Source organism: Pseudomonas sp. ERMR1:02 (assembly GCF_002277815.1).
Taxonomy (GTDB): domain Bacteria; phylum Pseudomonadota; class Gammaproteobacteria; order Pseudomonadales; family Pseudomonadaceae; genus Aquipseudomonas.
The window spans coordinates 100,538-113,598 of sequence record NZ_NKJI01000010.1 but is presented as its reverse complement, the minus strand read 5'-3'; the positions used below and the strand labels follow the sequence as shown (position 1 = coordinate 113,598).

Here is a 13,061-nt window from a genome sequence, read left to right as displayed (position 1 = left end):
GGACATGCCGGCCTCTTCGCGGGCAAGCCTCGCTCCTACAGGTAAACCTAACCCGGAGAAACCCTTATGACCACCTGCATCGGCTACGGCGTCCATGAAGCCAACGCGCCTCTCGAACCCCTGAAATTCGAACGCCGCGAGTTGCGCGCCGACGACGTTGCCATCGACATCGACTACTGCGGCGTCTGCCACTCCGACATGCACTACGTTCACAATGACTGGAAGAGCACGCGCTTTCCCTGTGTACCGGGCCATGAAATTGTCGGTCGAGTGACTTCAGTGGGATCGGCCGTTAGCCGTTACCGCGTGGGCGATCTGGTGGCCGTCGGTTGCCTGGTCGACAGCTGCCAGCAATGCGAAGCCTGCGAGGTTCATCAGGAGCCGCACTGCACCCAAGGCATGACGCCGACTTATAACGGCCTGGACCGCATCAGCGGCGAGGTAACCCGGGGTGGCTACGCCCAACACATCGTGGTGCGTGAGCGCTTCGTACTGCGTGTGCCGCCAGCACTGGACCCGCGTTTCACCGGTCCCTTGCTGTGCGCCGGCATTACCGTCTGGAGCCCGATGCGCGAGCGGGGCGTAAAGGCGGGTACTCGCCTGGCGGTCATCGGTCTGGGCGGGCTTGGCCATATGGCGGTCAAGCTGGGCGTCGCGCTGGGTGCCCAGGTCACCGTGATCACCACTTCGCCAGGCAAGGCCGATGATGCCCTGGCGCTCGGGCGCATCACGTTCTGCTGTCCACCGACCCGCAGGCTATGAAAAGTGCGGCCAGCAGTTTCGACCTGGTACTCGATACCATCCCGCGCACCCACAACGTCAACCCTTACCTGATGCTGCTGGCCCGCAACGGCACGCTGGTGCTGGTCGGGGCTCTGGAACCGCTGGAGCCGATCCACGGCGCCTTGCTGGCGATCAACAATCGCTCGATTGCAGGTTCGTTGATCGGTGGTTTGGAACAGACCCAGGAACTGCTGGACTTCTGCGCCGAGCATCAGGTGCTGCCGAGCTGCGAAATGATCGACATTCAGGACATCAACCAAGCGTTCACGCGCATGCAAAACAACGACGTGAAGTATCGATTCGTGATCGACATGGCGTCCCTCAAGGATGTCCAGCTGTCCTGACCCAAGTCATACACGCCCGGTTCGGCCTACCCGCTTCGAGGGGGCAGGACGAGCCTGGGGCGTCTTAAGGTGGCGTAAAGGCGCCCGCCGTCCGAACAAATCCAACCAGAGGTCATTCAATGATTCCGCGCACTCTCTTTGATCATGAGCATGAAGCGTTCCGTAATACCGTCCGGCGCTTTCTGGCGGAGGAATGCACGCCATTCCACGAACAGTGGGAGGAAGACCATCTGGTTCCCCGTCAGATCTGGGCGCGTGCCGGCGAGCTGGGCATGCTTAACGCGACGACCCCGGAGGCCTATGGCGGCCTGGAACTGGATCGGCGCTTTTCGATGATCGCCGTTGAGGAAGTTGCGCGTGCCGGGCTCTCGGGTCTGAACGGCTTCAACGTGCACGACATCTGTGCCGGCTACCTGATCAACTTCGGCACCGAAGAGCAAAGCAGCAATGGCTGCCGAAAATGGCCAGTGGCGAAGTTATCTCCGCCGTGGCCATGACTGAACCGGATACCGGTTCCGACTTGCAGGCGGTCAAGACCCGCGCCGTGCTCGATGGCGATGACTACGTGATCAATGGTTCCAAGACGTTCATTTCCAATGGCACCAACAGCGACATCATCGTGGTGATTGCCAAGACCGGTAACACCGGCAAAGGCTCGCGGGACATTTCGCTGATCCTGGTGGAGGCCGATCGTGTCGGCGTCACAAAGTCCAAACCACTGCGCAAGGTCGGCCTGCATGCCCAGGACACCACCATGCTGTTCTTCCAGGATGTGCGGGTGCCGAAGGCCAACATTCTGGGTGGCGAACCCGGCCAGGGTTTCTACCAACTGATGAAGGAACTGGCCTGGGAGCGCCTGAGTATCGGCATTCTTGCCATTGCCGCGAGTCAGGCGGTACTGGAACAGACCGTCGCCTACACCCGCGAACGCAAGGCGTTCGGCAAACCGATCATCGAATTTCAGAACTCGCGTTTCAAGCTGGCGGACCTCAAGACCGAAATCGTCCTGGGCAGACCTACACCGATCGCTGCATGGAACTGATTTTGCAGCACGAATTAAGTCCGGAAGCCGCGGCGGCGGCCAAACTATGGTGTACAGAGCTGTATTCGAGGGTGGTCGATCAATGCGTCCAGCTGCATGGCGGCAATGGCTACATGCTGGAGTATCCGGTGGCCCGTCATTATCTGGACAGCCGCGTCAACCGAATCTATGGTGGCGCTAATGACATCATGCGTGAATTGGTGGCGCGTACCCTGTAGGAGCGAGCTCGCTCGCGAAGATCGTCTAGATAACGCGGGCATTCAGACGGCCCGCGTCATCGTTAACGTCCATCGTCGGAACGCCGCCCGGAGCAAGCTCGCTCCTACAAGTTAGCCCCCCCTCGATTGTGGGGGGTGGTTTGTCCCTGTTCCCCGTCACCATCTGCGCCAAGGCGGAATCCCAAAGTTGCGAGAAACCTGCTCGCAACAATGACATGTGCTGACTTTTAGCTGTGTCCGGGTAAAAATCCAACAATCGCCAGAATGTGGCCACACCTTGCCGATCCGGATCGTGCAGCGCCCGACTCGCTGTTTCACTGGATTGGACGGGATCGGAGACCAGGCAGGACATGCATACCGACAAGCTGCTCGTTTCGACGAAATTCGCGCCACCGCGTATCGGCACCCAGACCATCCTGCGCGAACGCCTGCTGGAGGATCTGCGCGGCATGAGCCAATGCCGCGTGGGCCTGATTACCGGCAGCCCCGGTTTCGGCAAGACCACGCTGCTGGCCCAATGGCGGCAAGTGATGATGCGCTCGGGGGCTGAGGTGGCCTGGTTGTCGCTGAGTGCCGATGACAAGCACGTGCCGATTTTTTTCGCCTATCTGCGCGGCGCGTTACAGCGCCTTGGCATTGTCCTGGACAGCGGCATCCCGCTGGAAGGCGCACGACCGGAGTTCATCGACGAGGTGGTGGCGACCATCGTCGAAGGGGCTGCCAGCATCAACAAAGAGCTGTTTCTGGTCATCGACGACTATCAGCACGTCACCGACCCGCGCTCCCATCAGCTCATGCAAAAGTTGCTGGATCACAGTCCCGAGAACCTGCATTTCGTCATCTCTTCGCGTGTAGGCCCACCGCTGAGCTTCAGCCGGCTGCGCCTGAGCGGGCAGTTGCTGGAGCTCGATTGCGCCGCCTTGCCATTCGATCTGGCGGAATCGCGCGCGTTCTCGAACAGGGCCTGGCTGCGTTAAAGCTCAGCCCGGAGGAACTGCATCAGATCCATGAGCTCACCAGTGGTTGGCCGGCCACCTTGCAACTGGTGATCATCCTGCTGCGCAGTGATCCTGATTCGCGCAGCGCCTTGCGCGAAATGGGCTGGCGTTCAGACGATCTGCAGAGCTACCTGGCCGAAGACGTGATGGCCCATCTGCCACCCGAATTGGCACAGTTCATGGAGAGCGTGAGTATTTGCCGGCGCTTCAATGCCTCCCTCGCACAGGCGATTACAGGCGATGAATCGGCGCAAGCCATGCTCAAGCGACTCGATGAAGAAACCTGCTGATCTTTCGCGTCGAAGCCGATGATCGCCAGCCGTGGTATCGCTTCCATGCGCTGTTCGGCGACTTTCTGGCCACGCGGCTCGGTCGTCGTGACAGCGCCGCGCAAACCGAACTGCATATCGGGCCGCACGCTGGTTCGCCGAGCGCAAACTGCTGGCCGAGGCGGTACGTCATGCCACCCTGGCTGGCGACCTGAATTACGCCGCCGAGTTGATCGAACGGGCAGCCCCGGCGACCTGGAGCCTGAGTCAACTGAGCCCGCTGCTTCGCCTGCTCGACCGTTTGCCACAGGAAATTCTGTTCTCCCGGCCTCGATTGTTCTTTCTCGGTTGCCTGGCCTATGCGCTCACGGCCCGCCCGGCCAAGGCCGAGGCGTGGCTGGAACAGTTCCAGCGCAGCGGCGCGGCGCAGCACGCCGACGTTGCCTATCGACTGCCGCTGGTGCAGGCGGCCATCGAGGTCCAGCGTGATCGCACTGAGCCAATCATCGGTTTGCTGAAGGATTTTCAGGCGTTGCCGGATGATTATTCGGTAACGCGTTTCGGCGCGCCGGCGCTGCTGGGCATTGCCTATCTGGCGGCAGGAAGGATCGAGGAGGCACTACAGTGCCTTGATGACAATCCCATCCCCGAAGCCGAGCGCAATGGTGAGATGGCGTTGGTGGCCGAAGGCACCCGGACCCTTTGTTACCTGCAAGCAGGGCAGATGCGCGAGGCTGAGCGGATCGGTTCGGCACAACTGGCCCGCGCCGTGGCGGTGCATGGGCACCGCGCCGCCAGTGCCTATCTGGGGCAGCCACGCTTGCCGAGGTCTACCGCGAACTGGACCGTACCGACGAAGCGAGGGAAATCCTCGCCAATCGCAATGGGCTGCTGCAATGGGCCATGCCCGACACCATGCTGCGCGCCACCATCTGCCGTGCGCGTCTGGACCTGCTGCAGGACAGCGCTGCGGTGGCGATGGCCTTTCTGGAACGACAGGAACGGCACTTTCGCACCATTAGCCAGGATCGGCCCTGGCGCATTGCCTGGCCGAGCAGGCCCACATTGCCTTGCTGGAGAACGACAAGGCATACGCCGCCGACAGGGTCGCCAAATTGCAAACGCTGGCAGAAAAACACCGAGAGTCCCAGGGCTTCCAGGCCGACGTCCCTGCGGTAGCGGCGCTGGCGCAAGCGCGGCTGTTGCTGGCCACCAACTACCCGGACAAAGCCCTCGAAGAACTGGAAATCCTCAGCACCTACGCCAGAAAATTCTGTCGTGGCCAGCTGCTGGTCACCGGCCATTTGCTCATGGCGTGCGCTAGGGCGGACCTGCTACAGCCGGAGCAGGCGCAAGTGCACTTGCTGGAAGCCTTGTCTCTGGGCCATCGACTGGGACTTGTGCGCACCTTTCTCGACGAAGGCGAAGTGCTGCGCAAGATGCTTGCTGCGCTGGCGAGCAAACCGCTGGGCAGCGAAGATGAAGCTTACCTGGGGCGATTGCTGGAACGCTTCGGTCCTGCAAACGCCGGTCGTTCCAGCGAATCGTCGACCAATGGCGCCTCATCGATGCTCACGCCAGGGAGTTGGCGATCCTGCAATTGATCAGCCAGGCGATGGCCAACAAACGCGTGGCCCTGACGCTGAGCATTTCGCTGGAAACGGTGAAGTGGAACCTGAAAAATATCTACGCCAAGCTGGGAGTTTCCAGTCGCTATGACGCAGTGTCCTGGGCTCGCAAGAACGGCTTGATCGAGTAAGCACGACGTAACCCCCCCTGTTGATCGTTCCCACGCTCTGCGTGGGAATGCAGCCCGTGACGCTCCGCGTCACTGGACGCGGAGCGTCCCTTGAGGCGTTCCCACGCAGAGCGTGGGAACGATCAGAGAGAGGCCGCTTCGCGCCCCAGCGGAGCAAGCTCCCTCGCCACAGTTTAATTTCGCCTTTGCTTTGTTTTTCGAATACACAAATCCCCCCTCCCCGAGGGGCGGATCTGCAACACCTCCTCCTATGATCGATTCAGAGCCCCTACAAAGGTGGCAGACCGACGACCGAAGGAGAGAACCACCCCATGATTGCGCGCAGCCTGTTTGATCAAGAGCACGAGGAGTTTCGCCGCAGCGTGCGGCGCTTCCTGGCAGAGGAATGTGCTCCCTGCCTCGAACAGTGGGAAGCCGATCATCGCGTCCCCCGGTCTATCTGGGAGAAGGCGGGCGCGCTGGGCATGCTCAATGCGACCACGCCGCAGACCTATGGCGGGCTGGGGCTGGATCGCCGTTTCTCGATGATTGCCACTGAGGAAATCTACCGTGCAGGCCAGGCATCCGGCCTGATCGGGTTCGGGGTGCATGACATCGTCGCCGGCTACCTGGTGAATTTCGGCAGTGAACTGCAAAAGCAGACCTGGCTGCCCAAGATGGCAGCAGGAGAGGCCATTGGCGCGGTGGCGATGACCGAGCCCGATACCGGCTCCGACCTGCAAGCGGTCAAGACCCGCGCCGTGCTTGAGGGTGATGAATACGTCATCAATGGCTCCAAGACCTTCATCTCCAACGGCACCAATTGCGATGTCGTGGTAGTGGTCGCCAAAACCGGTAACACGGGCAAGGGCGCCCAGGACATTTCGCTGATTCTGGTCGAAGCCGACCGTATTGGTTTCAGCAAGTCCCAACCATTGCGCAAAGTGGGCCTGCACGCGCAAGACACCACCATGCTGTTCTTCGATAACGTCCGGGTGCCGAAGGAAAACCTGATCGGTGGCGTGGCCGGGCAGGGCTTCATCCAGCTGATGAAGGAATTGGCCTGGGAGCGGTTGTCCATTGCGATCAGCAGCGTCGCCGGCGCCAAGGCGGTGCTCGAAAGCACGCTTGAGTACACCAAGGGCCGCACCGTATTCGGCAAGCCGATCTTCGCCTTCCAGAACACCCGCTTCAAATTGGCCGACCTGAAGATGCAATTGGCGGTATCGCAGAACTACGTCGACCGCTGCATGGAACAGTGCCTGGCCCGGACCCTCAGCCCCGAGGCGGCAGCCTCCGCCAAATTGTGGTGCTCGGACCTGTACACCAAGGTGGTGGACGAATGCGTCCAGCTGCACGGTGGCAACGGCTACATGCTCGAGTACCCGGTTGCCCGGCACTACCTCGATCACCGCGTCCTGCGCATCGCCGGCGGCGCCAACGACATCATGAAAGATCTGGTCGGGCGCACGCTCTGATCCCGGTTGCAGAGGACTACCCAATGGAATACCTGATCCCCCGTACATTGTTCAGCACCGAGCACGAAGAATTTCGTCGCGCCTGCAAGCGTTTTCTGGAAGAGGAAGTCGCGCCTTTTCACGCCCAGTGGGAGAAGGACAAATGCGTACCCCGTGAAGTGTGGCGCAAGGCTGGCGAGCTGGGCATGTTGCTGCCCTCCATGCCGGAGGAATATGGCGGACCTGGCGCCGACCGGCTGTTTGATATGGTTTTCTCCGAGGAATTCATGCGCATCGGTGCCACGGGCCTGATGGGCTTCGGCGTGCACGGCCTGGTGGCGTACTACATCCTCAACTACGGCACACAAGCACAAAAGCAGACCTGGCTGCCGAAGATGATCGCAGGCGAGGCGGTGGGCGCCATCGCCATGACCGAACCCAATACCGGTTCGGACCTGCAAGCGGTGCGCACCCGTGCCGCGCTGGATGGCGAGCACTTCGTCCTCAACGGTTCCAAGACGTTCATTTCCAACGGTACCTCCTGCGATTTTGCGATTGTCGTGTGCAAGACCGGCAACAGCGGCAGCGCCAAGGACATCTCGCTGATCATCGTCGAGAAAGAACGCGAGGGATTCGCCCGTTCGCAACCGCTGGAAAAGATCGGTTTGCACGCCCAGGACACCAGCATGCTGTTCTTCGACGATTGCCGCGTGCCCGTCGAGAACGTGCTGGGTGGGGTGCCAGGGCAGGGCTTCTTTCAGCTCATGCACGATCTGGCTTGGGAACGGATCATCGGCGCCGTGGGCTTTCAGACCCAGGCCGAGGCCGCACTGAATCACACCATCGAGTACACCCGTACGCGCATCGTCTTTGGCAAGCCGGTGCTGGACTTCCAGAACTCGCGTTTCACCCTGGCGCAGCTCAAGACCGAAATTCAGATCGGCCGTTCATGGGTCGACAGCTGCATGGAGTTGCTGCTGCGCGGTGAACTGACGGCCGAGGCGGCGGCGGTGGCCAAGTACTGGACCGCCGAACTCAGCAGCCGCGTGGTCGATGCCTGCCTGCAACTGCATGGCGGCAACGGCTACATGACCGAATACCCGATCGCTAGGTTGTACCTGGACACCCGTGGCAACCGGATTTGGGGCGGGACCAACGAAATCATGAAGGAAATCATCGCTCGCACGTTGTGAGCGCGACCATAGGAGAGCAAACGTGTCTCAAGAAATTCGCTTTGACGGCAAAGTCGCCATCGTCACCGGCGCCGGCAACGGCCTGGGACGCGCCCACGCCTTGCTGCTGGGTTCCCGAGGCGCCAAAGTCGTGGTCAACGACCTGGGCGTCAGCACCGAAGGCCTGGGTAGCTCAAGTTCCGCCGCCGATGCCGTGGTAGCGGAAATCATCGCCATGGGAGGCGAGGCAGTCGCTGACTACAACTCGGTAACCGAGGGCGAAAAAATTGTCGCCACCGCGCTGGAGGTCTTCGGCACGGTCGATATCCTCATCAACAATGCCGGCGTTTTGCGCGACAGTTCGTTCCACAAGATGACCGAAGAACAGTGGGACTTGATCCAGGACGTTCACGTCAAGGGCGCTTTCCGCCTGACCCACGCCGTGTGGCCGATCATGCGCGAAAAAGGCTACGGCCGCATCGTGATGACCGCGTCCGGCGCCGGCATCTTCGGCAATTTCGGCCAGTGCAACTATTCCACTGCCAAGTCGGGCCTGATCGGTTTCGCCAACTCGCTGGCCATCGAAGGCGCGAGCAAGAACATCCGCGTCAACACCATCGCACCGGTGGCGGCGTCGCGCATGGTTATTGCCAGCGGTCTGTTCCCCCAGGAGCTGCACGACAAAATCAAAGTCGAAGACTGTGCGCCGCTGGTGGGTTGGCTGTGCAGCGAAGAGTGTGCTGACACCGGTGGCCTGTTCGAAGTCGGTGGCGGGTTCCATGCCAAATACCGTTGGGAACGTTCCCAGGGCCGGATGCTGCACACCAATACTCTGAGCCCGGAGCTGGTACGCGACAACTGGGAGCGCATCACTGCATTTGACGATCACAGCGTGCATTACACCGACGGCGCCGATGGCCTGAAAGAAATCTTCGCCCGCATGGATTCGCCGGCCAAGGGCGGCAACGCGTTTATCGATATGGAAGTGGCGGGCAACGCCGTCTCCCACTTGGAAACCGAATACGACCAGAACGATGCCGCGCTCTATGCGTTGGCCGTCGGTGCCGCAAAAGACCCACTGGACCGCGATGAGCTGAAGTACGTCAACGAGTTCCTCGGCGACGATTTCCGCGTACTGCCAACCATGGCTGTATTGCCTGCGACCGAAGTCTTCCTGCGTGCCGCCAAATCCGGCGAGCCGCAGCTGGAAGGGCTCAATGTGCCATTCGCCAAAGGCCTGCACGGCGAACAATACACTGTGATGTATCGCCCGTTGCCGCCTAAAGCCAAGCTCAAGCACACCATGCGCTTGAAGTCGGCGATCGACAAAGGCAAGAGCACCGTGACCATCCTGGCCATCGAGACCACCGACGAGCACGGCACTCCGCTGTTCTACAACGAAGTGACGGGCTTCTACCCAGGCGTGCCGGGTGCGGGTCTGCAGCGAGTGCCGAGCGAAGAGATCAACGTAGCGCCGGATCGTCAGCCCGATGCGATTCTGGCTGACAAGACCGAAGTCAACCAGGCCCTGCTGTATCGCCTGTGCGGTGACTGGAATCCGATGCACGTCGATCCGGACTACGCCGCCAACGCTGGCTACGAGAAACCGTTCCTGCATGGTCTGTGCACCTTCGGCTACCTCGGCCGCCATGTGATCAAGGCGTTCTGCGGCAACGATTCGCGTTTGTTCAAGAGCGTGCGTGCACGTTTCGCGTCCATCGTGATGCCGGGCGATACCCTGGAAACCCGCATGTGGCGTGAGTCGCCGACCCGCATCATCGTCGAGATGCGTGCGGTCGAGCGTGACGTCGTTGTATTGAAAAATGGCGCGGTCGAATTGTTCGAGTCCGTGCCGGCCTGATTGCCTGGCCACCTGCCGCTTCCATGAACGGGAAGCGGCAGTTTTCAAATTCAGGAGTGCACGATGCAACGTTGCGTCAATGTGATTGGCGTAGGTATGTCGCCCTTGCGTACGACCGGACTGGGACCCGATCCGGTGGTTTCGGTCAGCGGTACGATACGCCAGGCGCTCACCGATGCCGGCTTGTCCGCGAGCAACATCGCAACGGTCTACGCCGTTTCGGCCATGATGGATGGCGCGACTTTGCAGCGTGCTTTGCAACGAGTGGGGTTGGCGCAAGCACCCCTCTACCTCTTCCGGAGGATGGCGTGGATGGCAGCGCTTTATTTGCTCGCGCCTGTCAGGCGATCATCCTGGGGCAAGCGGAAAGCATTCTGGTGCTGGGCGTTCAGGGTGGCGCTGCAATATCGGCGCCAGGCCAGGCGTTAGAGCGTCTCGGTACCTTGGCGCAAGACTACATGGCGCGTTACCAGACCCGACCAGAGACCTTCGCCATGATTGCCGTCAAGGCGCGCCAGCATGCCGCGCTCAATTCCCTGGCCGCGTTCAACCGCGCGTTGACGCTTGAGCAGGTACTGGAAGCCGAGATGATCGCCGAACCGCTCACCCATCCTCAGTTTGCCTGGGCCAGCTCGGGTGTCGCAGCGGTATTGCTGTGTTCCAGTGAATTTGCCTGGCGCCACGCCAGCAGTCAGATGGTGCGCATTGCCGCCCAGGCGTGTGTGTCACCGCAGCAGGTGAGCAATGCGAATCAGGGTTCGACCTTTGCAGGCATAGACTATGACGTCAACGTCGCCGCCGCCCGAGAGCTGTATGAGCAAGCGGGCAGGGGGCCGCAGGAGGTTGCCGTGTGCGAACTGCACGACATCAGCACCATCAGCGAGTTGCTACTCTACGAGGCGCTGGGTTTCTGTCCGGAAGGCAGTGGTGAGAAAATGGTTGAAGATGGCGACAACACCTACGGTGGTAATCTGGTCGTCAATCCATCCGGTGGCCTGCTGACCTTGGGCCAGGCGTCAACGGCGAGCAACTTGGCACAATGTATCGAACTGGTGCATCACCTGCGTGGCAGTGCCGGCCGACGTCAGGTCGTCGATGCGCAACTGGCGCTTCAGCATCAGACAGGCGCCGACGGCACGGTGACGACCACCCTTTATCAGCGCGATTGAGCCGCGAAGCGGGTCGGGAACAGAATAAATTCAATAGGTGGAACACCACCCTACAGCTGCAGGATCTGCCATGAACAACAACAATAAGCACGCCACACTGTTGCATCGCTTCCTTCACTGGGAGCACAGCACCCCCGATTCGATTTACCTGACTCAGCCCTTGCCCGATGGCAGCGTGCAAGACTACAGCTGGCGTGAAGTGGGTGACCAGGCGCGGCGCATGGCCGCTCACCTGTTGTCTCTCGACTTGCCGGCGAGATCGTCCATCGGCATCTTCGGCAAAACACAGCTCACTGGATCATCGCCGATCTCGCGATCTGGATGGCCGGGCATGTCAGCGTCCCGCTGTACACGACCGCCAACAGCGATACGGTGCGCTACGTGCTGCAGCATGCCGAGATACGGCTGCTTTTCGTCGGTCGTCTGGAGGGTGATGCTGCTGGCTGGAACGCCGTTTGTGCCGCGATTCCGCAAGGCCTGGCATTGATTGACTTGCCAATGTCCGGTTGCGGCAAGGGCGAGTCATGGGAACACATCATCGCCCGTACCGCGACGCTGCAAGCAGTGGTCGAACCAGCCCCGGAAGAACTCGCCACCATCATCTACACCTCGGGCAGCACCGGCGATCCAAGGGTGTGATGCACAGCTTCGGTGCCATGTACACAGCACCGGCGGTGACCGGCTGCATGTATAACAATGGCCGGGGCACCAGCAGCAGCGACCGTTTGCTTTCCTACCTGCCACTGGCGCATACCGCCGAGCGGGCGGTGGTGGAGGCGATGTCGCTGTTCAGTGGTTGCCGGGTGTTCTTCAATCTGGGGCTGGAAACTTTCAGCGCCGACCTGCGTCGTGCACGTCCGACCATCTTCCTGTCCATGCCGCGCCTGTGGGGCAAGTTCTATCAGGGCATCAACGAGCGGATCGATCCAGCCAAACAGGCGGCCGTCTTCGCCGATCCGGTGGAAGGCAAGCAGATGAAGGCGCAGATTCTCTCGGCCCTGGGGCTTGACCACGTGCATACCGGCCTGTCCGGTTCCGCGCCTTTGCCGGTCAAAGTGATGGAGTGGTATCGCGAGTTGGGTCTTGAACTGCTTGAAGGCTATGGCATGTCGGAGAACTTCGGCATTTCGAACTTCAGCCTGCCGGGTGCCGTCCGTGTCGGCTACGTTGGCGCGGCGATTCCGGGTGTTGAATGCCGTATCGGCGACAACAACGAAATTCTGGTGAAAAGTCCGGCGCAGATGCTGGGCTATTACAAGCGACCTGAATTGACTGCCGAGAGTTACACCGCCGACGGGATGTTCTGCACCGGTGACCGTGGGGAATTGGACGAGCAAGGGAGACTGCGTATTACCGGGCGGGTCAAGGAGTTGTTCAAGACTGCCAAGGGCAAGTACGTCGCGCCGGTGCCTATCGAGGCCAAGCTGGGCAATCATCCGTGGGTCGAGGCATCCTGTGTGACCGGTGTCGGTCTGGCGCAGCCGTTGGCGTTGATCAATGTGTCGCCTGATACTCGCGCGGCGCTGGCCACCGCCGAGGAGCGTGACAAGGTTGCCACGGAGCTTGAGGTGTTCCTGGCGCAGGTCAATGCGCAGTTTGAGTCCCACGAGCAACTGGGGTGTCTGGTGGTTGTCGCTGAGCCTTGGACTGTCGCTAATGCGCTGTTGACGCCGACGCTGAAGATTCGGCGCAATCTGATTGAGGACCGTTATCAGAACCAGATTGAAGCGTGGGATGAGATGGGCTGCAAGGTGGTTTTCGAGTAGGGTTTCAGGTTGCTGTGACTGAGCCGGTCCTTTGGGATCGGCTTTTTTATGTCCGACCAATATTCTGGATCTGGATTTGGATGGGGTACACATCCGTTTCTGCGGTAACGGCGGCTGGCGGTTTCGCCCTTACGGCGAGTCACTTGGAGAAGCCCCAAGTAACCAAGGGCTCTTGCCCCTTTCGTTCGGTGCCTCGCTGCGGCTCGGCATGCCCTCGCTCCGGTCCTGCTCCGTGGGCCCGCCG

The 13,061-nt window shown here is 60.8% G+C and carries 8 protein-coding genes and 3 pseudogenes; all 11 read left to right on the top strand.

Going from position 1 to position 13,061, the window contains the following annotated elements; all coding sequences use genetic code 11:
- Positions 1-66: 66 nt before the first annotated feature.
- The 11 genes and pseudogenes from CES87_RS18790 to CES87_RS18755 all read left to right on the top strand — a co-directional run bounded on the left by CES87_RS18790 (position 67) and on the right by CES87_RS18755 (position 12,817).
- Positions 67-1,127: pseudogene (locus CES87_RS18790) on the top strand (NAD(P)-dependent alcohol dehydrogenase).
- 119 nt (positions 1,128-1,246) lie between these two features.
- A pseudogene (locus CES87_RS18785) lies at positions 1,247-2,387 on the top strand (acyl-CoA dehydrogenase family protein).
- Positions 2,388-2,737: 350 nt separating this feature from the next.
- Positions 2,738-3,364 carry an AAA family ATPase gene (locus CES87_RS33310; RefSeq protein ID WP_256590972.1) on the top strand — a complete coding sequence of 209 codons (627 nt, stop codon included), beginning with the start codon at positions 2,738-2,740 and terminating at the stop codon, positions 3,362-3,364.
- Complete coding sequence (locus CES87_RS33305; protein WP_256590971.1) at positions 3,298-3,675, top strand: hypothetical protein; 378 nt, start codon at positions 3,298-3,300, stop codon at positions 3,673-3,675. Before CES87_RS33310 ends, CES87_RS33305 begins: the two co-directional genes overlap by 67 nt.
- A 1,049-nt stretch (positions 3,676-4,724) precedes the next feature.
- Positions 4,725-5,258 (top strand): hypothetical protein, encoded by a 534-nt coding sequence (locus tag CES87_RS33300; protein WP_256590970.1) that lies wholly within the window; start codon positions 4,725-4,727, stop codon positions 5,256-5,258.
- The gene (locus CES87_RS33295) at positions 5,240-5,413 is read left to right on the top strand and encodes a helix-turn-helix transcriptional regulator (protein ID WP_256590969.1); all 174 of its coding nucleotides are present in this window, start codon (positions 5,240-5,242) and stop codon (positions 5,411-5,413) included. The genes CES87_RS33300 and CES87_RS33295 overlap by 19 nt, the downstream gene beginning before the upstream one ends.
- A 311-nt stretch (positions 5,414-5,724) precedes the next feature.
- Positions 5,725-6,870 (top strand): acyl-CoA dehydrogenase family protein, encoded by a 1,146-nt coding sequence (locus CES87_RS18775; RefSeq protein ID WP_128607287.1) that lies wholly within the window; start codon positions 5,725-5,727, stop codon positions 6,868-6,870.
- Positions 6,871-6,902: 32 nt separating this feature from the next.
- Positions 6,903-8,042 (top strand): acyl-CoA dehydrogenase family protein, encoded by a 1,140-nt coding sequence (locus CES87_RS18770; RefSeq protein ID WP_256590988.1) that lies wholly within the window; start codon positions 6,903-6,905, stop codon positions 8,040-8,042.
- 22 nt (positions 8,043-8,064) lie between these two features.
- Entirely contained in the window at positions 8,065-9,882 is a 1,818-nt protein-coding gene (locus tag CES87_RS18765) for an SDR family oxidoreductase (RefSeq protein WP_128607285.1), read from the top strand.
- A gap of 308 nt (positions 9,883-10,190) precedes the next feature.
- Positions 10,191-11,051, top strand: a complete 861-nt coding sequence (locus CES87_RS18760; RefSeq protein WP_178081448.1) for a lipid-transfer protein — start codon at positions 10,191-10,193, stop codon at positions 11,049-11,051.
- Positions 11,052-11,121: 70 nt separating this feature from the next.
- A pseudogene (locus tag CES87_RS18755) lies at positions 11,122-12,817 on the top strand (AMP-binding protein).
- Positions 12,818-13,061: the final 244 nt, after the last annotated feature.

Bases quoted from the DNA above. Each gene is read 5' to 3' on its own strand.
- CES87_RS18775 (WP_128607287.1), top strand. From the start codon at position 5,725: ATGATTGCGCGCAGCCTGTTTGATCAAGAGCACGAGGAGTTTCGCCGC.
- CES87_RS33310 (WP_256590972.1), top strand. From the start codon at position 2,738: ATGCATACCGACAAGCTGCTCGTTTCGACGAAATTCGCGCCACCGCGT.